This is a genomic window from Youhaiella tibetensis, assembly GCF_008000755.1.
Taxonomy (GTDB): Bacteria; Pseudomonadota; Alphaproteobacteria; order Rhizobiales; family Devosiaceae; genus Paradevosia; species Paradevosia tibetensis.
Window position 1 is genome coordinate 3,011,783 of record NZ_CP041690.1, and the last position, 22,102, is coordinate 3,033,884.

General features: G+C 65.3%; 20 protein-coding genes and 1 other RNA gene. 10 read left to right on the forward strand and 11 right to left on the reverse strand.

Features of this window, described 5'->3' with window-relative positions:
- Positions 1–6: 6 nt before the first annotated feature.
- The 6 genes from FNA67_RS14770 to FNA67_RS14795 form a co-directional block, all read right to left on the reverse strand.
- The gene (locus FNA67_RS14770; RefSeq protein WP_147656596.1) at positions 7–885 is read right to left on the reverse strand and encodes a hypothetical protein; all 879 of its coding nucleotides are present in this window, start codon (positions 883–885) and stop codon (positions 7–9) included.
- Positions 882–1,793 (reverse strand): ABC transporter ATP-binding protein, encoded by a 912-nt coding sequence (locus tag FNA67_RS14775; protein ID WP_049705885.1) that lies wholly within the window; start codon positions 1,791–1,793, stop codon positions 882–884. Before FNA67_RS14775 ends, FNA67_RS14770 begins: the two co-directional genes overlap by 4 nt.
- Positions 1,793–2,161: a GntR family transcriptional regulator gene (locus FNA67_RS14780; protein ID WP_145976760.1), complete on the reverse strand. Its 369-nt coding sequence runs from the start codon at positions 2,159–2,161 to the stop codon at positions 1,793–1,795. Before FNA67_RS14780 ends, FNA67_RS14775 begins: the two co-directional genes overlap by 1 nt.
- Positions 2,162–2,291: 130 nt before the next feature.
- Entirely contained in the window at positions 2,292–3,314 is a 1,023-nt protein-coding gene (locus tag FNA67_RS14785; protein WP_147656598.1) for a hypothetical protein, read from the reverse strand.
- 57 nt (positions 3,315–3,371) lie between these two features.
- Complete coding sequence (locus FNA67_RS14790; protein ID WP_049705887.1) at positions 3,372–3,758, reverse strand: SHOCT domain-containing protein; 387 nt, start codon at positions 3,756–3,758, stop codon at positions 3,372–3,374.
- Positions 3,759–3,869: 111 nt separating this feature from the next.
- Positions 3,870–4,325 carry a YcgN family cysteine cluster protein gene (locus FNA67_RS14795; RefSeq protein ID WP_147656600.1) on the reverse strand — a complete coding sequence of 152 codons (456 nt, stop codon included), beginning with the start codon at positions 4,323–4,325 and terminating at the stop codon, positions 3,870–3,872.
- 139 nt (positions 4,326–4,464) lie between these two features.
- On the opposite strand from FNA67_RS14795, the gene FNA67_RS14800 reads away from it, so the two are divergent.
- The 6 genes from FNA67_RS14800 (at position 4,465) to FNA67_RS14825 (ending at position 8,943) form a co-directional block, all read left to right on the forward strand.
- Positions 4,465–6,624: a transglycosylase domain-containing protein gene (locus FNA67_RS14800; RefSeq protein WP_053167939.1), complete on the forward strand. Its 2,160-nt coding sequence runs from the start codon at positions 4,465–4,467 to the stop codon at positions 6,622–6,624.
- Between the two features lie 3 nt (positions 6,625–6,627).
- Positions 6,628–7,203 carry a DUF1214 domain-containing protein gene (locus FNA67_RS14805; protein WP_147656602.1) on the forward strand — a complete coding sequence of 192 codons (576 nt, stop codon included), beginning with the start codon at positions 6,628–6,630 and terminating at the stop codon, positions 7,201–7,203.
- Complete coding sequence (locus FNA67_RS14810; protein ID WP_147656604.1) at positions 7,200–7,745, forward strand: DUF1254 domain-containing protein; 546 nt, start codon at positions 7,200–7,202, stop codon at positions 7,743–7,745. Before FNA67_RS14805 ends, FNA67_RS14810 begins: the two co-directional genes overlap by 4 nt.
- A 22-nt stretch (positions 7,746–7,767) precedes the next feature.
- Positions 7,768–8,122, forward strand: a transfer-messenger RNA (tmRNA) gene (ssrA, locus tag FNA67_RS14815).
- A 98-nt stretch (positions 8,123–8,220) separates the two neighbouring features.
- Entirely contained in the window at positions 8,221–8,721 is a 501-nt protein-coding gene (locus tag FNA67_RS14820) for an SspB family protein (RefSeq protein ID WP_049705891.1), read from the forward strand.
- A 9-nt stretch (positions 8,722–8,730) separates the two neighbouring features.
- Positions 8,731–8,943: a ribbon-helix-helix domain-containing protein gene (locus tag FNA67_RS14825; RefSeq protein WP_049705892.1), complete on the forward strand. Its 213-nt coding sequence runs from the start codon at positions 8,731–8,733 to the stop codon at positions 8,941–8,943.
- Here the strand turns inward: FNA67_RS14825 and FNA67_RS14830 are convergent, their stop codons facing one another.
- On the reverse strand, positions 8,944–12,588 hold the full coding sequence (locus tag FNA67_RS14830; protein WP_170267324.1) for an AsmA family protein: 3,645 nt from the start codon (positions 12,586–12,588) through the stop codon (positions 8,944–8,946).
- Between the two features lie 158 nt (positions 12,589–12,746).
- Positions 12,747–14,930 (reverse strand): esterase-like activity of phytase family protein, encoded by a 2,184-nt coding sequence (locus FNA67_RS14835; RefSeq protein ID WP_147656608.1) that lies wholly within the window; start codon positions 14,928–14,930, stop codon positions 12,747–12,749.
- A 119-nt stretch (positions 14,931–15,049) separates the two neighbouring features.
- Between FNA67_RS14835 and FNA67_RS14840 the strand changes: the two genes are divergently transcribed.
- The 3 genes from FNA67_RS14840 to FNA67_RS14850 all read left to right on the forward strand — a co-directional run bounded on the left by FNA67_RS14840 (position 15,050) and on the right by FNA67_RS14850 (position 18,924).
- Entirely contained in the window at positions 15,050–15,448 is a 399-nt protein-coding gene (locus FNA67_RS14840) for a hypothetical protein (protein WP_049705895.1), read from the forward strand.
- Positions 15,449–15,524: 76 nt separating this feature from the next.
- The gene (locus FNA67_RS14845; protein WP_049705896.1) at positions 15,525–17,858 is read left to right on the forward strand and encodes an ATP-dependent helicase; all 2,334 of its coding nucleotides are present in this window, start codon (positions 15,525–15,527) and stop codon (positions 17,856–17,858) included.
- Positions 17,859–18,054: 196 nt separating this feature from the next.
- Positions 18,055–18,924, forward strand: coding sequence for a 50S ribosomal protein L11 methyltransferase (locus FNA67_RS14850; protein ID WP_147656610.1), 870 nt, complete (start codon positions 18,055–18,057; stop codon positions 18,922–18,924).
- Positions 18,925–19,046: 122 nt separating this feature from the next.
- On the opposite strand, the gene FNA67_RS22405 is transcribed toward FNA67_RS14850, so the two are convergent.
- Entirely contained in the window at positions 19,047–19,178 is a 132-nt protein-coding gene (locus FNA67_RS22405; protein WP_280176963.1) for a hypothetical protein, read from the reverse strand.
- 136 nt (positions 19,179–19,314) lie between these two features.
- Between FNA67_RS22405 and FNA67_RS14855 the strand changes: the two genes are divergently transcribed.
- Complete coding sequence (locus tag FNA67_RS14855; RefSeq protein WP_147656612.1) at positions 19,315–21,159, forward strand: aminopeptidase P family protein; 1,845 nt, start codon at positions 19,315–19,317, stop codon at positions 21,157–21,159.
- Between the two features lie 4 nt (positions 21,160–21,163).
- Here the strand turns inward: FNA67_RS14855 and FNA67_RS14860 are convergent, their stop codons facing one another.
- Together FNA67_RS14860 and FNA67_RS14865 are read right to left on the reverse strand one after the other, a co-directional pair.
- Positions 21,164–21,622 (reverse strand): DUF3828 domain-containing protein, encoded by a 459-nt coding sequence (locus FNA67_RS14860; protein WP_244616697.1) that lies wholly within the window; start codon positions 21,620–21,622, stop codon positions 21,164–21,166.
- Positions 21,622–22,092, reverse strand: coding sequence for a YqhG/Tai3 family protein (locus FNA67_RS14865; RefSeq protein WP_147656617.1), 471 nt, complete (start codon positions 22,090–22,092; stop codon positions 21,622–21,624). Before FNA67_RS14865 ends, FNA67_RS14860 begins: the two co-directional genes overlap by 1 nt.
- Positions 22,093–22,102: the final 10 nt, after the last annotated feature.

Genomic DNA, 22,102 nt, shown 5'->3' on the forward strand with positions numbered 1-22,102 from the left:
GTTCGATCAATCGAGGGTCCGGCGGCGATATTCGCTCGCCAGGACAATCACCACAACCGCGAAGGCCCAGCCGGCGACCATCTGCACCCAGTTGACGTGGCTGAGGAGGTCTGCGGTGAAGCGGACCATGTCCACCGGCCCCAGCGTCAGGATCTGGTTGCGCACCGCGTTGCTGGCCCAGGCGAAATCAGCCCGGTAGCGCAGGTAGTTGAAGATCACGCCCCCGTCGGGGCCCTTGAAGAAGACGTTCTCGAGCAGCACCAGGATCGCAGGGATCAGCGCCGCCAGCGGCATGGCCCAGCGACCCACCACCGTCGAGAGTGCCCCCACCCAGGCCAGGAGCGGCGCGATCCACAGCAGCACCAGTGCCAGGAACACGATCGCGACCAGCCCCAGGCGCCAGAAGCTGTTGAAGGCGGCCAGGAAATCGGGCGCGGCGAACAGCGGGAACTGCGCGTGGACCATCAGCGCCATCACATAGGCCCACGCCCCCGAGAACAGCATCGCCGCGAACACCAGAGCCGGAAACACGGTGAGCCCGGCCGTCATCTTGGAAGACAGGATCTTGAGGTCGCTTACCGGCATCGACTTCCAGAACAGCATGGCGTTGTTGCGTTTGTCCGCCGAGAACGCGTCCGCGTAGTAGAAGAAGAGCGTGATGATCAGGTAGACCGTCCAGCCGCCGATGGCGGCGATGAAGGCCACCTCGTAGAACTTGAGCGTCCCCTCGATCTGGTCGCCGAAATAGTCGGCACGGAAGCGTCCGACCAGGAACGGCATCACCGTTCCCGCCACCAGCAACCCTATGATGAGCAGCGGGCCATAGAGAAACGCGCCCCGGTGTTCGAGGTATTCGCGCTTGACCAGGGCAACGAACGATTTCATTGGCCGGCTCCGGAATTGCTGGGCGTGCGCTGCATGAGGGCGACGAAGAGATCGCTCAGCGTCGGGGTGGACACCTGCCCGAGCGCTTCGAGTTCGGAACGGTCCACGCCATCGAAGACCATGGCCGTCTGCCCGAACCGGGTTTCCTCGTAGATGGGGCGCAGAGCGCGCGCCGCTTCCAGGTGGTCGGGCCCCACGATCAGTTGCGCATACTTGCCGCTCACCGTCTCCATCTGCATGTGCAGCACCAGATCGCCATCGCGGATGAACATGATGTCGGACAGCATGAACTCGATCTCGTCCACCTGGTGGGTGGTGATGAGGAGCGTGCGTTCCTCGGTCATGTAGTCCTCGAGCAGGCGGCGGTAGAAGCGCTTGCGGTAGGTGATGTCGAGCCCGAGCGTGGGCTCGTCCAGCACCAGCAGCTTGGCGTCGATCGCCATCACCACGGCCAGGTGAAGCTGAGCGATCATGCCCTTGGAGAGCTGCTTGATCTTGGCTTCCATCTTGACGTCCGTTCCTTCCAGGAACGTCCGGGCTTTCTGCTGGTCGAAATTGGGATGGATATTGGTGAGGAGCGCGAAGAGCTCGCGGACGCGCAGGAAGCGCGGCAGGCTCGCCACATCGGAGATGAAGGCGACGTTCTCCATCAGCTCGGCGCGATGGGCGAACGGATCCTTGCCGAGCACCCGGATGGTGCCCTCGGCGCTGGTGAGGCCCAGGAGCGCATTGAGAGTTGTGGTCTTGCCCGCCCCGTTATGGCCGATCAGGCCATAGATGCGGCCGGGCGGAATGTCGAAGTCGAGCCCGTGCAGGACTTCGGTCTTGCCGAAATGTTTGCGCAGGCCACGGGCATGCACGATCGGTTCGGCACTGGCGGTTTCGATAGTGGTTACGGCGTTGCTCATCACTGTGCTCCTGCCTTGGGTTCTTCCTGCTTGAGCAGTTCGTCGATGTTCAGCTCGAGCGCCTTGATCTGCGCCTTGATACGCGGCCATTCCTCGGTGAGGAATTTCTCGCGCTCCTGTGCCAAAAGCTTGGGTCGCGCGCCCTCTTGCACGAACATGCCTAGTCCTCTCCTGGTTTCGACAATCCCGGTATCGACCAGGGACTGGTACGCCTTTGTCACGGTCAGCGGATTGACCGAGAGATCGGCCGAGATCTGGCGCACCGAAGGCAGCGCCTCACCCTCCTTCACTTCCTGCCGCAAGATCATCTGGCTGATCCGTTGTCGGATCTGGATGAAAATGGGTTGGGTCTCGTTCCACTGGTTCATGTGTGTTGCCTGCATAGTGTAGTACATTAGTAACACACTAAGACGGAGAGTCAAGCCACCGCTTTCCGGCACCGTCACCCGGCCAACAGCGCGCCCATCATTGCGTAAGGATTACGGTGGCTTGCAGCTCTCAGCCGGCCTGCCCGACAAGGACCTCGGCGCGTCCACGTCTGCCCCAGGCTTCGTAGGCGAGCGCGAAAACGGTGATGGCGAGGAGAATCGCGATAGCGACGAGCGCCGCCTGCCAGAACTGGTGGATGGGCTGTCCGAAGCGATTGCGCGCGGCAAAGATGATGAAGTTGCTCAGGACCAGGTACATGAGCACATGTCGCCCCGGCGTCAGGATGACCGCGGGCAAGGCGAAATGCGCAATGGCCTGCGAGAGCGCCACATAGGCCAGAAGGAACGCGGCAGGTCCGATGACCCAGGCGATGCTTGGCGGAAAGCGCGAGGGAAAGCCGCCCGCTTGCGCCGTCTGCCAATAGAAGTACCCGGTCGCCACGAGCGCCACCGGCCAGTACCACCAGCGCAGCCGCCCGCCCTCCTGGCCCAGCCGGATGCCGAAGAGGAACCACGGCAGGTAAGCCAGCAACGGGAAGTTGGCGTAGTTGGTATTGGCGACGATGGTCGCCGACAGCGGCACGTTGACCGAGGTCGTAACGAACGTCGAGGCGAAGCAGAGCGCGATCGCCACGGTGAGCAACCACCACTTCCCGGCGATGGCGACGAGCGCCGGGCGCGCCACCACCAGCAGCAGATAGAGCACGAAGAAGCTCGCCAGGAATTCGCTCCAACCATAGAGCACCCGCAGCGAAAGCAGGTCGACAAGCAACTCGGGCGAGAGCGGGCGCCGATCCACCAGCAGCACGAAGGCAAAGGCCGACACGTAGCTGGCCGCGAGCATCATCCAGACAGGCTTGGACCGTGCCGAAAGCGGCCTGGCCGCGCCGCGCGACAATCCAACCCCGATGCCGAAGGCCAGCATGAAGCCGGAAAAGGTCACCAGATTGATGAAATCGGAAAATCCGTTCGAGAACGGAATCGGTCGCACCCTGATCCCGATGAGCTGGATTACATGTGCCAGGACCATGCCCACGACCAGCAAGGTCTTGAGCAGGTCGAGATATTGCGCCCGAACGCCTTTGGCCTGCATGTCCGGCCCTCCCCTCGCGCCCTTGGTAGCGGCGGGGACGGGAACGGGCAAGCGCGCTCAGTTGCCGGCAAGGATCATGGTCTTGAGCCTGGCGTACTCGGCTTCGGTGATGGCGCCCTCGTCATAGAGGTTCTTGGCCGCAGCGATCCGGTCGGCCGGCGTCTTGCCGATGGCGTTGACCATGTATTCGTCGGCCCGCTCGGCGATGGCGCGCTCACGCTCCATCTCGCGCTGCTGCAGGCTGTCCCCGCGCACGATCAGGTAGACCAGCGCCGTCGGGAACGGCAGGATGATGAGGATGATGGTCCAGCCGGCCTTGGCCCAGCCGCTCAGCGTGCGGTCGCGCATGATGTCGGCGAAGACGAACACGACCAGCATGAAATAGGCCAGGACCACAAAGGTCGAGACGATGGTCCAGAAGAAATTCCAGAAGGTCGCGCTCATCGGGTGCTCCTTGGCCGCGGATACCCGACAATAGCGGCACGGAGACCGGCCCGTGATGGGCCCTGCGTCCCCGCTGTTGGCAACCCGTCTCAATAAGCCCGGCGCACGCCCTCAGATATCCTCGGGCGGCTCGTATTCGGGCCAGTCGACCGCATGGTCTTCCCACTCGCCCGGCTGCACCTCGAGTTCGCTCACCGTGCGCCCGCGCACCGAGACGCCCACGTCCTCGATGGCCTGCATGTCGCCCGCGATGAGCGGATGCCACCAGGCCAGGCCCTTGCCCTCGGCCAGGCGCCGGTAGGCGCAGGTTCGCGGTATCCATGGGATCGTCAGCACGTTTTCCGGCGTCAGCTTGATGCAGTCGGGCACCTTGGCCTTGCGGTTGGGATAGTCGGTGCAGGCGCAGGTGTCGCCATCGAGCAGCTTGCAGCGCACGTCGGATGTGATGATCTCGCCGCTATCCTCGTCTTCCAGCTTGACCAGGCAACAGCGACCGCAGCCGTCGCAGAGGGCTTCCCACTCTGCGTCGTTCATCTGCGATAGCGATTTTTCTTCCCAGAAGGGCATGTCGTTAACGTCAATTCTCTTAGGGTATGGCGGCTTTGCACTTGCGCTCGCGAGCCGCCAATCATAATCCAGCGAGCGCCTTGCCAATGTGGCCGAAACCGGGAGAATCCGTGGCACGGGCGCGCTAAGGGAATTTCGGATGCAGGATCCGTTCTACCACAAGGAAAAGCGCCAGAAGAAGGGCCGCATGCTGGCGGCCGACGCCTGGCTCGATTCCACCCTTTATGAATCCTGGCATGCGCTCGGCCGCGGTTATACGCGCTTTCGCGACTTCATGTCGATTTTTCGCGTCTCGGGCATCAAGCGTCTGTTCGTCGAGCTGTTCTCGGACGCCCTGACCTTCGGGACCATCGGCCTGGTGCTGATGACAGCCCTCGCCCTCCCTGCCTTCGACGCCACCGCCTCGGGCCAGTTCAACAAGGCCGAGGATATCTCGGTGGTGTTCCTGGACCGCTATGGCAACGAGGTCGGGCGGCGCGGCATTCGCAGCGACGATTCGGTGGCGCTCGACAAGTTGCCCGACTACCTGATCAAGGCGACCCTCGCCACCGAGGACCGGCGCTTCTACGACCATTTCGGCATCGACGTGATGGGCACGCTGCGCGCGCTCGTCTCCAACGCCCAGGGCGATTCCTCGCTCCAGGGCGGCTCCTCGATTACCCAGCAGCTCGCCAAGAACCTCTTCCTGTCCAACCAGCGCACGCTCGAGCGCAAGATCAAGGAAGCCTTCCTCGCCCTTTGGCTGGAAGCGCACTACACCAAGGACCAGATCCTCAAGCTCTATCTCGACCGTGCCTATATGGGCGGAGGCAATTTCGGCGTCACGGCGGCGGCCGAATACTATTTCGGCAAGCCGGTGACCGACATCAACCTGGCCGAAGCCGCCATGCTGGCGGGCCTCTACAAGGCACCGACCAAATATGCCCCGCATGTCGATCTCGCCGCCGCGCGCGGCCGCGCCAACCAGGTGCTCTCCAACATGGTCGACGCCGGCTACCTGACCGAAGGCCAGGTGACGGCAGCCCGCCGCAATCCGGCAACGCCGGTGGATCGCGTGGCCGAGCTCAATTCGCCCAACTATTTCCTCGACTGGGCCTTCGACCAGGTCAAGACCATCGTCGCCAACCGCCCGGACTCCAACAACTTCATCGTGCGCACCACGATCGACCCCGTGCTTCAGTCCTATGCCGAGGACGCCGTGACCTCGGTCATTCGCGAACAGGGCGCGGCCTACAAGGTCACCGAGGCGGCCATGGTGGTGACCGAGCCCAATGGCTCGATCCGCGCCATGGTCGGCGGGCTCGACTACGGCAAGAGCCAGTTCAACCGCGCCATCGTCTCCAACCGCCAGCCCGGTTCGGCCTTCAAGCCCTTCGTCTATTCGACCGCATTCGAGGACCTGGGCCTCACGCCCACCTCCACAATCGACGACCACCCCGTCTGCATCGGCAACTGGTGCCCGCAGAATTATGGGCGCAACTACAAGGGCCGGGTCTCGCTGATCTCGGCCTTCGCCCAGTCGATCAACACCGTGCCGGTGACCCTCTCGATCAAGACGGGCCGCCAGCCCATTGCCGACATGGCCCACCGCATGGGCATCACCAACGATTTCGAGGTGACCCGGTCCCTGGCGCTGGGCGTGGCCTCGGTGAGCGTGCTCGACATGGCCTCGGCCTATTCGGTGTTCGCCGACGATGGCTACAAAACCCCCGCCTTCGGCATCACCCGCATCAATACGCTGCGCGGCGACCTCGTCTACGAGGCCGATCCTGATGCCCACCGCGAGCGCGTGCTTTCCGAGCAGACCGTCGCCTACATGAACCAGATGATGCGCGCCGTGGTGACCTCGGGCACCGGCCGGCGCGCCGACATTCCGGGCGTCCCGGCCGTGGGCAAGTCCGGCACGACCAGTTCCTACCGCGACGCCTGGTTCTGCGGCTTCACCGGCAATTACGTGGCCGCCGTCTGGTTCGGCAATGACGACTATCGCCCGACCAACAATCTCACCGGGGGCACGCTGCCGGCCATGACCTGGCAGAAGTTCATGGCCTATGCCCACACCAATGTGGAGATCAAGCCGGTGTTCGGGGTCGACTTCACGCCCACCCAGCCCGAGATCGTTCAGGCCGAGGCCACGACGCCCACGCCACCCGTCGAGGAACGGCCGCCTGCGCTCAAGCCCGCCGCCGCCCAGAAGCTGCTCGACGTTGCGGACCTGCTCGACAACGCGCTCAAATCAATCCAGCTTTCCAATGGCTCGGCCACCCTGGTCGTATCGCAATCGACGCCGGATCACTGACGCGTGCGCTTCCTCACCCATCTGCTCTTGATGTTCGCGGTTGCACTTGCGGTGGGCTTCGGCCTTTCCTGGTACGCGCTTTCGGACGGACGCCTGTTCGGCGCCTACCGCGTCGGCCCCTGGGCCGCCTGGCCGGCCGCCGGCTCGCCCACTCCCGACCCCTATACCCGCGCCCATATCGCCCGCACCGGGGCACTGCAACTGGGCCAGAGCGAGGGGTTGGAATTCGTCGCCTCGACCGATAGCCAGGGGCGCCCGCTCGACCGCGCCTGCACCTATCGCGTCCACGGCACCACGCCCGTCGCGAGTTTCTGGACGCTGGTCGCCGAGGCCCAGGACGGCACCAACATTGCGCGTTCCGAGGGCGAGGAGGCCATGCACAGCGCCCGCCTCGCCCGCAACGAGGATGGCACTGCCGTGATCTTCGTAGGCAAGCGCCTCTCCCCGCTCAACTGGCTTGAAATCACCGGAGACGGCCCGTTCAGCCTGGCGCTCACCCTCTACGACACCGCCGCGTTCGGCGGCGTCGGCTCGGGTGCGGACACCCTTCCGGCCATCGACCGGGAGGACTGCGCATGATCCGCACCCTCCTCTGGCTGCTGGCCGGCGTCCTGCTGGGCGGCATCATCCATATCGTGGTGATCCTGGCCCTGCCCTATTTCGCCACCGAAGACGTGTGGAGCCGCGTCGCCGCGCTCGAGGCGGTGGACAAGCCCGTGGTGCTGCCCGTGCCCAAGCCCGGCGAGCCCAATCCGCTGCGGCTCGATCCGGATATGGTCTATGCCGTGTGCCAGGTGAACCTGGCCGATGGCCCCGGCGTGCTTTCAGGCACCCTGCCGGACGCTTTCTGGTCCATTGCGGTTTATAACCGGGCCGGCGCGGTGATCTATTCGACCACCAACCGCGACGGCGTCGGGCAGAACCTCGACCTGGGCATCTTCAACGCGGCCCAGACCCGCCTGCTCGCCCAGCAGCAGCTCGATGTCGCCGAGGGCCTGCTCATCGTCGAATCGCCCCAGAACAACGTCTTTGCGCTCGTGCGCCTGGCGCCGCCCCACCCGGCCATGCAGGCGCGCTACGCCGACGCGCTCTCCCAGCTCGAATGCGGTAACATCCAGTAACGCTGTCGAAATCCGCCAACCGGCATTTGCATCCCGCTCCGCCGGCCCTTATATTGAAGCTGCCGGCAACGGCTATGGCGATAAACGGCCATCATAATAAACCCATCGGACCCGGGGGCAGTACCCGGCGCCTCCACCAATTCCCCTGTCGCGGCAGGGGCCTGCGGGGGCGAAATAGGATCGACGAGGGCGTAAAGGGTGTTGCTTTCGCTCGGTATGGTACCCGCCGACATCGGGCCATCTTTATAGTTGCCAACGACAACTATGCTAAGGTTGCTCTCGCTGCGTAATGCGGCGCGATCGCCTGAAATAAAGCCCTCCTGCTGTAGCAGGTAGGAGGCGGGGTTCGCAGGCACCTGGCAACAGAAGCCTGCACTTCCCTTCACGGCCTGCCCTGCTGTTTGCGCTTGAATTATCCCCCCTGTTTGGGCTGTATGGGGGCCTCGAATCTCTCCCGTTAAGACAAGGCGCGCCGATGGCCGAAGATCTCATCCGCTATGACATTCTGGCTCAGGAAGCCTTGCGTGGCGTAGTTCGCAAGGTTCTCTCGGAAGTCGCGCGGACTGGCTTGCCCGGGGAACACCATTTCTTCATCTCCTTCGTCACGCGCGCGCCGGGCGTGCGCCTGTCCGAGCGGCTGCTCGCGCAGTACGACAAGGAAATGACCATCGTCCTGCAGAACCAGTACTGGGACCTCAAGGTCACCGAGACCGCGTTCGAAGTCGGGCTCTCGTTCGACGGCCAGCCCGAAATGCTGGTCATCCCCTTCTCGGCCGTTAAGGGCTTCTTCGATCCTTCCGTGCAGTTCGGCCTGCAGTTCGAGCCCGAACTGGCGCTCGATCCTTCCGATGAAGGCGAAGCCGCCGAGGGCGAGGACGAAGACGATGTCGCCGCCGAGGAACCGGCCGCCGCCATCGCCGCCGAAAACGCGGCCGAAAAGGTCGTCAGCCTCGACGCGTTCCGCAAGAAGCCCTGATCGCGCGCTTTGCAGAAGCGCTCCCTGACCATTGCCGGCCACCGCACCAGCCTGGCTCTCGAGGCCGAGTTCTGGGCGGGGCTGGAAGCCATGTCGGCCGAACGCAACCTGCCCCTGGCCGCCCTGATCCGCGATATCGACGAAGCGCGCGAGGAGCCCAATCTCTCCTCGGCCGTGCGCGTAGCCGTGCTGCGCTGGTATCAGCAGCAAGCCGGCAGCTAGTTACTGGCCGGCCGGCGTCGAGGGCGTGAGCTGCAGGTCGAGCGGCGGAAACGTCATCGGCGAACCGGTGATATCGGTGCTCGGGCTCGAAACCGGCGGGGTCTGCGGCACGGGCGATGACTGCGCGGCAGCATTGGCCGCTGCTTCCTCGGCCGCCTTGCGCGCCGCCTCTTCTTCGGCCGCCTTCTTTGCCGCCGCTTCCTCTGCGGCCTTCTTCTGCTCCGCGATCAGGCGCGCCCGTTCCTCGGCGGCGGCCTTCTGGCGCGCTTCGTCCTCGGCACGCAACTGTTCGAGCCGGTCGACTTCCAGTTCATAGGCCCGCACCTTGATCGCATCCACCATCGCCCCGAGGTCGAGCTTGCGCTGCGGATTGGTGAGCGAGCCGGAAAGCACGGCGGTCACCTGCGAGGTGGTGGGCGAAATCAGCCCGGCAGCATCGACCGTCTCGGTCGGCGTCAGGGAGAACGAGCCGTCCAGCCCGAGATCGGCCAGCCGCAACGAGGTGCCGCCGAAGAGCTGGGCGTTGCCGCTCTGCACCGAAAGGTTCTGCGAGCGCACCGTACCGCCGGCAATGGTGAACGCCCCCGAAAGCGAGGGCGCGGCGAACGGCCCCCGGTCGAGCGCCAGCGCCACGATCGAAGTCAGGGCATCGGGCTCCAGCTCGAGAATATTGTCGAGCCCGGCCACCGTCTCGAACACCTTCGGATCGAGCCGCGCGATCGAAAGCCCATCGATGGTGTAGCTCCCCTCGCCGGCCAGCGTCCTGAACATCGCCGCGATGCTGTCGCCCGTGCCATTGAACTGCGCCCCGCCCGTAATGGTCCCGCCAAGCGCGCCTGCCGAGCCCGGTGGCAGCAGCGCGTCGATCTCGACCTTTTCGACGTTGAGGCGCCCGCTGGCCTGCTTTTCGGCGCTCGTGCCGCTGCAGCAGACGGCAAGTTCCAGCCCCACCGTGCCCCCGCCGAGCGTGCCGGTGAAGTTGCGCAGGCGCATGTTGCTCTCGTCCCAGGAGAGGTTGAACCGCGCGTCGGTAATGGCGGTCCGCCCGCCGACATCGAGACTGGGCACGGCAATGGCGATGTCCCCGCGCGTCGTGCGCGCCGCCTGGCCCACGGCGATGGGGCCTTCCGGCCAGACGCCGTCGGCCGCCGGAATGAGCGCGGCAGGCCCGGCGATCAGCCCGGCCAGGGAAGCCACGTCGGTGGAGCCCAGCCTGATGTCGCCCGTGACCGAACCCAGCGCGCCCTGGCGCTCGAGCCGAAGCGTGCCGCTGAAATCCTGCCCGCCCGACGTTCCCGTGATCTCGCTGAGCGCCAGGCTCTTGTCCCCGCTCCAGGTGAGCTTGGCGCCGCCCGAGATCGGCGGCACGTGCACACCGCCGGCGCCCAGCAGTTCGGCGAGCGGTGAGGCATCGGAAAGCGCCACTTTCACATCCCCGGCTCCCTTGAGGGCACTGGGGTCGGCGGCCACGATATTGCCGGTGAACTCCATGCTGTCCCCGCCGCCGGTGGCCGAGATCGAGGTTTCGAAACTGTTGGACGGCGAGCCCTCCAGAACCACGCGCATGCGCACCGGCTGGCCTTCGGGGAAGAGGCTCGTCGGCCCGAGCCCGAGCTGCTCGGTCAACGCCGCCGGATCGTCCGAGGCCAACTCGGCCGTTATCGAAACCGGAGCCTCCAGAGCCTTGGCGAGCCCCTGGCCGAGTTGCGCCGAAAAGCCGAGGTCGGCCGTGCCGGTGGTGCCGGTAACGGTGAGCACCTGTCCGCCCTGGTCGCCGGGCGGCTCGAGCGTCACCTTGAGATCGGCCGGCAGCGCCCGGGCCATGGCCGCCCGAACCGCCGGAGGCGCCGACATCGCATCCTGCGCCAACGCCAGGATCGGCGCGTCAGGATCGGTGACGAGCACCGTTCCGCTCGCCGCCACGCGCGGTTCGGCAAGCGTGCCGGCAAGCTTGCCGTTGAGGTCAAGGCGCGCCCCACCGAGATCCTGGGCGGAGAACTGCGTCACGTCGATCCCGTCCGGTCCCCAGGCTGCATTGGCCACCAGTTGCGTGCCTTCGAGGCCGGAGAGCGCAACGCTCTGGGCACTGGCCGTCAGGTGCCCCTCGGGGAACGTCACGGCGAAGCCGCCGCCCGCCCCGGTTTCGGGCAAAAGCGCGGCCAGCGCCGTGCTGTCGGCAGCCGAAAGCGCCGAGAACTTGGCCACGACGTCGAGCTGCCGCTCGGGCCCGAACCCCACCGCACCGGAAACGGCGTGCCGGCCTTCATCGAGCGTGAACACGCCCTCCTTGAACCGCAGGTCGTCGCCATCCAGTTCGACGCCTGCCTCGAACGAAGCCGGGACGTTGAAAAGCGGATTGTTGTCGGCGGGCTTGCGCCAGAGCGCCGCCAGGGCATCGAGCCGCGAGGTCGAAATGCCGAACCGGCCCGCAAAGCTGGGCCGATCCTCGACGGACGCCAGACGACCGCTGAGCTTGACCTGCGTATCCCCCGGAAGCCGGCCGGTCATGCTGTCGACGCTCCAGCCCTTCCCGTCCGAGCTCGCCTTGACCGTGATATCGCGCAGGTTCACCCCGCGCATGTCGAGTTCGGCCAGGTCGAGCGCGATCGTGCCGGGCATGGGCGGCACCGGCGGGGGCGGCAGCTCGCCGAGCAGGCGCACCAGTTCGTAGGGCTGCACGCCCTCCTCCTTGGTCGCATCGCGCGGCGGCAGGGCCACCACCCCGCCCGAAAGCGTCGCATCGAAACTGCGGCTCTCCCCCAGCTTGATGATGGCGCTGCCCGTCAACCGCGTGCCGGTGCGGTTCTCGTCGGGCACGAGCGTGAACGAGGTCATCTGCACCTGGTCGGTATTGGCCTCGACCTTGCTGGTCAGCACCAGGTCCCCGCGCACGCCTTCGGCCCGGTCGGCCGGCGGCGGCGATTGGCGGAAGGTGATGTCACCCGCAAAGCGCGGCGCCTGGCCTGTGGAGAAGAGGCCCTCGGCCCCGAGCGAGAATGCCTTGCTCTCGGGCTGGGCAAAGGCCGTCAGGCGGGTCGAACCGTCACTGTCCATGGCCGAAGTGGTCACCCGCAGCGAATAGCGCTCCTGCCCGATGACGCCGCGTCCGGAAAACGCGAACGGGCCGCGCAGCGCCTGGAGCTTGAGTTCGCCATCGAGCTCGGAAAGGCTCATGGTCTCGCCCGAACGGGAATCCGCCACGTTGAGCGCGCCGCCCACCACCGTCGCCTTGCTGACCGAGATGTTGGAGGTGGTCACCTGCTCGGGCAGGTTGAGCCCGCTCACGAAGATGCCATTGTTATCGAAGGCGAGGTTGAGCACCGGCTGGTCGAGCACCAGGCTCGTCACCGAATAATGGTCGCGCAGGAAATCGACGAGCGAGAAGTCGGCCTTGACGTGCCCGACCTTGAGCACCGGCGCATCGGCAGGGCCCACCGCCACATCGGCGAACTCCAGTTGCGGTGCGGGCAGCAGGTTGAAGCGGATATCGCCCAGGATCTCGACCTGGGTCCCCAGCGCCTCGGTGGCCATCGCCTCCATGCGCCCGCGGTAATCGCCCCATTGGATGAAGCGCGGCACGATGAACGCTGCCGCCAAGGCCAGGATCGCCAGGATACCAACGACGATGAAAATGCGGTTGAGCACGTACCGAGTCACCTGAATTTTGCCGGAGTGTAGGGAAGTCGCCACATTCCGTCACCCCGCATGAGTGCCCGCCGGGGCAAGAATTTGGCGCAGCGCACCAAATACAAGAGGCCGGGCACTTCTGCCCGGCCTCTCACGCGATTTTGCTTTGAACGCGATTACTTCACTTCGCCGATCGACCAGAAATAGGTCTCGCCCGAGGAGTCATCCACGCCGTCATTGTCGGTGACCAGGTACCCCACGCCATTGGCGTCGATGCCGAAGCCCTCGACCTTGTCGACCACGTAGCCGCTGCCGGCCTTGAGGTCGGCAAGGATGTCGTGGAACTCTTCCTTGGCGACCACCGGCAGCTCCCCGCCGAGCTTGGCCGGCACGAGGTCGGCGAGCTTGACGCGATAGAGCTTCTTGAGCTGGGCCTTCTCGCCGATCTGGTTGTCGCGCTCGATGATGTAGGCGTAGTCGCCGTGAGCGGTGATCTCGGAGAGGCCGACCCAGGCGCCTTCGGAGGGAGCGTCGAGCTGGTAGCGCACCGCGCCCCATTCCTTGCTGGCGGGCTTGTAGGCCAGAAGCTTGACCTGCCCCTTCGGGTCATCCTTCCACTCGCGCTGGATGGCGATCCAGAGCGTCATGTCGTCGCCCGAACCCACGGCCGTGATGCCCTCGGTGCCGAAGCGGATCTCGTTGGCCAGCAGTTCGGCCGGGAACGGCACTTCCGCCAGGATCTTGCCATCCGCATCGACGTGGTAGAGCGCGTGCGGCACGAGCTTGTCGCTATTGCCTTCCGAGGCGAGCCAGAAGCCGCCCTTGCCGTCGAGCGCGATGCCCTCGAGGTCGAGCTTCTGGGCAGCGTCGCCCCCACGGGTCACCACCGTCTTGTGGGTGATGCGGGCGGGCGTGGCATTGGCATCGATCGTGTAGATCGAGGGCTGGGCCGAAAGCACGCTGTCGCTGACGGCGTAGAGGATGCCGGGCTTTTCGGCATCGCCCACAAGGGCCGAGAGCGCCGCCCAGCCGATGGGACGACCCTTTTCGTCCATGTCCGAGATGATCTGCGGGAACGCCGCCTCGCCTTCGGCGAGCTCATAGACCATCACGTGCGAGCCGATGAGGCCGTCGCCGCGCAGGTCGGCTTCGTTGGCGGTGGCGATGAGGTTGCGCGAGGGGATCGCCACAATGCCTTCGGGCGAAATGCCCGAGGGGAGCGACTGGATGTATTCGGGCGCCGCGTCCGGCCCGTTGTCCTTGTAGACGGCGACGAGCGAGGAACGCTCCTCGGTCACGAAGATATAGGTGGTGTCGCCGAACTTGGCCACTTCAAGGCCTTCCGGCTCGACGCCCTTCTTGTTGCGGGCATCCGGATAGTGGCCGAGCTGGGCGGCGGTGTCGTCGAGCTGCGTGCCCGAATCCCAGAGCAGCGTGCCGTCTTTCTTGAAGATCGAGAAGCCGCGCGAACCGCCCTTCCAGTCGCCTTCATTGGCGATGGCGAAGCGATCGTTGTCGATCCAGTGGACGGCATCCGGCTCGCGGGGCACGTCTTCCATCTTGCCGGTGAACTTGAGGGCGCCGTCCTTCTTGGTGTCCACGCCTTCGAGCGAGACCGAGCCGGCCGGGAAATTCGCCGTCACCGTGCCGGTCTTGCCGTCGATGATGACGATGTGGTTGTTCTCCTGAAGCGTCAACGCGATTTCGTCATTGCCGTTGAAATCCACGAATTCCGGCTCGGGATCTTCCGGCGCGATGGCGGCGAGGCCCGTTACGTCCACCTTCTTGACGCTGGCCGGATCGACCACGCCGTCCTTGACCGAGACGATCACCACATAGCCTGCCGGCATCTGCGGGATGACGCCGTCATTGAGGTCTTCGTCGCGCTCGTTCTCGATGGCGATGGCCACGAGCGTTCCCGCTTCGTTGTGCGCGGTGGAATCGGGCTGGCCGCCCAGGTCGATGGTGGTATCGACGGTCTTGCTGGCGATATCGACCACGGCGAGCTTGCCCGAAGGGTTCGCCTTGCTCTCGGAGGTGTTGACGCCCACATAGGCCTTGGCGCCGATGATGGTCACCGAAGTGGGTTCTCCATCGAGCGAAAGGAAGCCGAGCGGCTTGGGCGCCTTGGGATCGGTGATATCCACAAAGCCGATTCCGCCCGCCGGGCTATCCGAATAGACCAGCGTATTGCCATCTTCGCTCGCCACGATGATTTCGGACGAGGTGGCTTCCGCCGCTTCGTTGTTCTGGGCAACCGGGAAGCTGGAAATGCGGTTGAAGACCTCCGCCGCCATGATCGGCGTGGTCGAGACCATCAGCGTGGCCAGCAGTGCCGGCAAAAGACGTTTAGTATGCATGGAAGAGCCCTCCGGTGATCAATGAGGGCCCGCAATAGGCATGCGGCGCTACGGGGTTGTGACACGGCGATGACGCTTCCGTGACACTCCACCGCCCTCCCGCCGCCCAAGGAGTAACGATGATGAAATGGCTCGCCGCGCTCGCCGGACTGATGGTGATCCTCTTCGCCGGAGCGCCGGCCCATGCGGCCGACGCCTGCGCGACGCCGGGCAAGTTCGTCTTCGCCAACGTCGCCACCCAGCGCGCCGCCATCCCACCCCGGGAACACACGACCTATGCCGCCCTCGGCCTGCGCGCCAAGCGCAACGGCTGTTCGCTCGCCATCGTCTGCACGCCCGCGGTCACGGGCGAGGATCGCTACAAGATCGCCGGCCAGCGCTGCGCCGCCGTTCGCCAGGCCCTCGCCCGCTACGAACGCCGGCCCGAATTCCGCAGGGCCATCCAGGACTCGATCGAAAAGCTCCCACCCAAGGGCCTGAACTTCCCCGCCGGCTCGGTGGTCGTGATCCTTCGCTAGTCGCGGCTGCATATACATTCACCCCCGCCGCACCTATATTGCGCAACGAGAACAAAAAGAGATTCGTCAATCCCGCATGCCCGCTGAACCGCAAAGACTCGCCCCGTCCGCAGGAGGCCCGATTACCAGCCAGCTCGGCCGGCGCGGACCTGACTATCTGCAGGGGCTCAATGAAGAGCAGCGCGACGCCGTCCTGACCATCGACGGGCCGCTGCTGGTTCTCGCCGGCGCGGGTACGGGCAAGACGCGCGTCCTCACCACCCGCATCGCCCACATCCTTTCCACCCGCAAGGCGCGCGGCTCGGAAATCCTGGCGGTGACCTTCACCAACAAGGCCGCCCGCGAGATGAAGGAGCGCATCGCCAGTCTCGTCGGCTCCTCGGTCGAAGGCATGCCGTGGCTGGGCACGTTCCACTCCATCGGCGCGCGTATCCTGCGCCGCCATGCCGAACTGGTGGACCTCAAGCCCGCCTTCACCATTCTCGATACCGATGACCAGATCCGGCTCATCAAGCAGCTCCTCGAAGCCGAGAACATCGATGAGAAGCGTTGGCCGGCCCGGCAGTTCGCCGGCATGCTCGACGACTGGAAGAACCGGGGCCTGCTTCCCCGGGACGTGACCCCCGCCGAGAGCGGCTTTTACGCCAACGGCAAGGGCGCCAAGCTTTACGCCGACTACCAGGCGCGCCTCAAAACCCTCAATGCCGCCGATTTCGGTGACCTGCTGCTCGAATGCATCCGGCTCTTCCGCGAGAACCCGAAGGTGCTCGAGGAATATCACCAGCGCTTCAAGTACATGCTGGTGGACGAGTACCAGGACAGCAATGTGGCCCAGTATCTCTGGCTGCGCCTGCTCGCCCAGGGGCGCCCGGCCAACGAGGCCAATATCTGCGTGGTGGGCGACGACGATCAGTCGATCTACGGCTGGCGCGGCGCCGAGGTCGACAACATCCTGCGCTTCGAAAAGGATTTTCCGGGCGCCAAGGTGATCCGGCTCGAGCGCAACTATCGCTCCACCGCCAATATCCTGGCGGCCGCCAGCCATCTCATCGCCCATAACGAGGGCCGGTTGGGCAAGACCCTACACACCGATGTCGCCGAGAAGGGTGAGACGGTTGCCGTCACCTCCGTCTGGGACAGCGAGGAGGAAGCCCGCCAGATCGGGGAAGAAATCGAGCAGTTCCAGCGCCAGGGCGAAACGCTCAACTCCATGGCGATCCTGGTGCGCGCCTCGTTCCAGATGCGCGAATTCGAAGAGCGCTTCATAACCCTGGGCCTCAACTACCGCGTAATCGGCGGCCCGCGCTTCTACGAGCGCAAGGAAATCCGCGATGCGCTGGCCTATTTCCGTCTCGTGGCGCAGCCCGCCGACGACCTGGCCTTCGAGCGCATCGTCAACACGCCAAAGCGCGGCCTGGGCGACTCCACGCTCAAGATCCTCTTCGATGCCGCCCGGCACCAGAACGTGCCCCTGCTCTCGGCGACGCGCATGCTCATCGAGACCGAGGAGCTCAAATCCAAGCAGCGCACCACCCTGCGCGACCTCGTGGGACAGTTCGACGATTGGTCCGAACGCCTGCGCACCATCCCGCATGCCGAACTCGCCGAGCAGATTCTCGATGAGAGCGGCTATACGGCCATGTGGCAGAACGACAAGTCCGCCGACAGCCCGGGGCGCCTCGAAAACCTCAAGGAACTCGTGCGCTCCATGGAAGAATTCGAGACCATGGGCGGCTTCCTCGAGCACGTCGCGCTGGTCATGGACCGCGACAGCTTCGAGGCCGACGACGCCGTTTCCATCATGACGCTGCACTCGGCCAAGGGCCTCGAGTTCAACACCGTCTTCCTGCCGGGCTGGGAGGAAGGCCTCTTCCCCCATCAGCGCTCGCTCGACGAATCCGGCCGCGCCGGGCTCGAGGAAGAGCGGCGCCTCGCCTATGTCGGCATCACCCGCGGCCGCAAGCGCGTGCGCATCAGCCTGGCCCAGAACCGCCGCATCCACGGTCTCTGGCAATCGGCCATCCCCTCGCGCTTCCTCGATGAACTCCCCGCCGAGGTGGTGGAGGTCAAGGACACCGGCTCTTCCTATGGCGGCTACGGCTATGGCGGGCGCACCGCCAACCGCTTCCAGTCGGTCGACCCCTTCGAGAGCGTCTACGAAACCCCAGGCTGGCAGCGTGCCCGCGCCCAGCAGGCCCAGCGCAAGGGTTCGGGCCCGCTCACCATCGAAGGCGAGCTGGTTGCACGCTCCGTCGATCTCGGCCCCGGCTCGGGCTACAAGGTCGGCGACCGCGTGTTCCACAATAAGTTCGGCTACGGCGAAATCGCCGCGCTCGAGGGTAACAAGCTCACCATCGATTTCCAGACCGGCCGCAAGAAGGTGCTGGATAGCTTCATCCGCAAGGCCTGAAGCCCAGAGCCTGCGGCTCCCCACTCTCAATCCCTCCCCACAAGGGGGGAAGCGTTGGGGCACTCTCGAGCCAGCAGGTCTCCCTCCCCCTTGTGGGGAGGGAACAAGGGTGGGGGTCCCGGCACCACCCCGCTCCGATTGACTCTCCCGGCCTGAGGCTGCATGAACGGCGCTTCCCATAGCACCGAGCTTTCACATGACCGTCGACCAGGTATCCGTCGCCCTCACCAAGGATCAGGCCTATGCGCTGGTCGATGCCGTCATGGAGCGTGACGACCTGGCGCTGACCGCCTCCGCCCATGAAGACGCCGAGACCGGCGAGTGGGTGTTCGAGGCCACGGTCGAGAGCCCGGCCAATCTCGAAGCCTTCAACGAACTCGCCCGCCAAACGCTGGGTGGCGATGTCGCCTTCGCCATCGAGGCCATAGACCCCGAGATCAACTGGGTCGCCAAGTCGCTCGAAGGCCTGCAGCCGGTTTCGGCCGGCGGCTTTTACATCTACGGCAGTCACGAGACCGCCCCGGTTCCCGAGGGTCTGATCGGCCTCAAGATCGAGGCGGCCCAGGCCTTCGGCACCGGCCACCACGAGACCACCACCGGGTGCCTCGAAGCCATCGAGCGCGTGCTTGAACGTGCCACCCCGGCCAATGTCATCGACATCGGCACCGGCACGGGCGTTCTCGCCATCGCCATCGCCAGGAAGACCGGCCTCAAGGTCCTCGCGACCGATATCGACCCCATCGCCGTCACCACCACGGTCGAGAATGCGCGAGACAATGACGTGGGCGAACTGATCGAGGGCGTCGTCGCCGAAGGCCTGGAGAGCGACGTCATCACCGGCAAGGCGCCCTACGACCTCATCCTCGCCAATATCCTGGCCGGCCCGCTCATGGGCCTGGCGCCGGGCATGTCGCGGATCGCCCAGTCGGGCGCATCGATCATTCTTTCGGGGATTCTGGAAACCCAGGCCCAGGCCGTGATCGCCGCCTATGCCGAAAACGGCATGCCCCTGCTCCAGCGCCTGCAGCGCAAGGAGTGGACGACGCTCATCCTTCACAAGCTCTGAGCGCGGCGCCCTGTCGCGGGGCAGTCAAACCGAAGCCTGAAAAAGCAAATCCCCGGAGGGCAGGTCCGGGGATCGTTTAGTATCGGGCTGCATGGGACCCGACTGGAGGTAAACTCTGGAGCTTACGGGCGCTTCGCGAAGGACCCGATCAGCTGATGCTGCATGCGATAGCTGACCTGGCGCTTCGACTCACGCGAGCGCGCGTCGATAATGCCGTCCAGCGCTTTGCGAAAGTCGTTCTTGGTCTCGGTCATTTTTTTCTGTTTCATCCAAATTCACCGGCACCCCTGTGCCGACGCCGTTCAAATAACCATTGCAATCGCTTTCGGTTAGGGCCCATTTCGAAAGTCAGCCATGACTAAAACGCAGACCGGCACAAAGAGGCATGCAATGACGCCCAAGGACCCGTCCCCTTCCTTCCCGCCCGCGCTCTTCCAGAGCTTTGAGGAACGGTCCGATCCGCGCAATGTCGCACCGCGCCTCAAGGCCCTGCGGGCGCAGATGGCAGAAGCCGGACTCGACGGTTTCCTTATCCCGCGCGCCGATGCCCATCGCGGCGAATCCGTGCCGCCGGGCGAGGCGCGCCTGGCCTATGTGACCGGCTTCACCGGCTCGGCCGGCATCGCGCTCGTTGGCCCGCGCAAGGCCGCGCTCTTCATTGATAGCCGCTATACGCTTCAGGCCCCTGCCCAGACCGACACCACCAAGGTCACCGTCATCGAAGCCCTGCAATCGGGCATCGCCGCCCATATCCCAGCTTTCGTGCCCAAGGGCGGCCGCATCGGCTACGATCCGTGGCTCCATACGCCGGGCGAAATCAAGGACCTTGCCGAAAAGCTCGCCGGCACCGCGAGCCTGGTCGCCACCGGCAATCTCGTCGATCGCATCTGGGCCGACCGCCCCGCCGCGCCCGTCACCCCGATCGAGTTCCTCGGGCACAACCGCGCCGGCAAGAAGGCCGAAGACAAGCTGGCCGAGCTTCAGGCGACCCTCGCCGCCGAAAAGGCGGACGCCACCGTGCTCACCCTGCCCGAATCGATCTGCTGGCTCTTCAACATCCGCGGCCGCGACGTACCCAACACCCCCTTCGTGCTCGGCTTCGCCATCGTGCCGCGCAAGGGCAAGCCCACGCTCTATTTCGACAAGGCGCGCATCACGCCCGAACTGCGGGCCCAGTTCGCCGACATTGCCACGCTCGCCGACACTGCGGGCCTCCAGGCCGCGCTGCGCAAGCTCGGCGCCGTCGGCAAGCATGTCTGGGTCGATCCCGCCTCCGCGCCCGTTGCCGTGCTCAACGCCATCAAGAGCGGCAGCGACGACGCCCGGGTCATCGAGAAGCGCGACCCCGTGCTGTTGCCCAAGTCCCGCAAGAACGATGCAGAACTGGCCGGAATGCGCGAGGCGCACCGCCTTGATGGCGTGGCGCTGGCAAAGTTCCTGGCCTGGTTCGACGCCGAGGCGCCCAAGGGCAAGCTCGACGAGATCGGCATCGTCACCGCCCTGGAGGCCTTCCGCCGCGAGGAACCGACCTGCGTGGATGCGAGCTTCGACACCATCTCGGGCGCCGGCCCCAATGGCGCCATCGTCCACTACCGCGTGACCGAAAAGACCAACCGGCCACTCCATCCGGGCGAACTGATGCTGGTGGATTCGGGCGCCCAATACCTCTCGGGCACCACCGACATCACCCGGACCATGTCCACCGGCAAGCCCTCCGCCGAAGAGAAGGATCGCTTCACCCGCGTCCTCAAGGGCATGATTGCCATTTCGATGGCGCGCTTTCCGCGCGGCACGTCGGGCGCCCAGATCGACGTGCTCGCCCGCCAGTTCCTCTGGCAGGCCGGCCTGACCTATACCCACGGCACCGGCCACGGCGTGGGCGCCTACCTGGGCGTGCACGAAGGCCCGATCGGCATCTCCCCGCGCTACACCCTGCCGCTCGAAGTCGGCCAGGTAATCTCGAACGAGCCGGGCTACTACAAGGACGGCGGCTTCGGCATCCGTATCGAAAACCTCGTGCATGTGGTGGAAAGCCCTGTCGGGGAGGGCAAGTATCTGGAGTTCGAAACCCTGACGCTGGCGCCGATCGACCTGCGCCTGGTCGAAAAGAAACTGCTCACCGACGACGAGCGGGATTGGCTCAACGCCTACCACAAGCGCGTCTGGAAGGAGATCGGCCCCGAGCTCAAGGGCGAGGCCAAGGCCTGGCTCAAGGAAGCCACGGCGGAACTTTGAGGCGCTAGTTCAGCATCGGGTCGGACGCCAGCAGCTCGCTCAGGCGCCCGCCGTCCGGCCAGGCGATGTCGTCGATCTTCCAGCCGCCGTCTTCCTCGACCATCGAGAAGACGCTGGTGTAGTCGTTCCCGACATTCTGGAAGTGCACGGCAACCGTGGTCACCCCGTTCTCGACCACCGGATCGGCGATCTCGACCTTGCCCAGCTCTACCTCCTGGCCCAGCACGAACGGATCGAAATCGAGGGCGCTCATGGCGTCCTCGCTCTCGCTGGCCCGCTGCCTGTCGGCCGCGAACAATTGCTGCAGGCTCAGGGAATAGATGTCCTGTTCTTCCTCGGATTCGCCTTTGGCATACTGCCCGTAGATATGCTCGAGCAGCGCCTTGGGAGTCCCATAGCTGGCCGCAAGGGCCGGCGCCGCCAGCGCCATCAGCAGGGCCAGACTAGCCGCAATCAATCGCATCAATTGCCGTTCGCCTCCGTCAAAATCTCGCGCAGGCCCCAGGGATAGTCGCCGCGCGCCTCGATATCGTCCACGCGCCAGCCGTCGCTTTCCTCGACCAGCGTATAGGAGAGCACGGTCTCGCGCTGGGCATCCGCATTGACGAACGTCACCGGGATCACCACGACGCCACCCTTGGACTTGGCCTTGCCGAAGTGCACGTCATGGGGCTGCGGGTCCTGGCTGTCCGAAAACGGGTCGAAGTCGAGATTGCCGATCTCGCCCGGCGGCGTGCGCGCCTCCTCCGCCCTGACGAGCTCCATGAGCCCGGTCGAGAACACGTCCTCGCGCTTCGGCCAGCTATCGGGCCCATAGGCCTCGTAGATGTGGCGCAGCGCCGCCTCGGGCGTCTTGAAGCCACCTGCGTGGGCAACGCCCGCGCCCGCCACGACCATCAGGACTGCCAGCAGCCCGCCCCACAATCCGCGCAAGTCCGTCTCC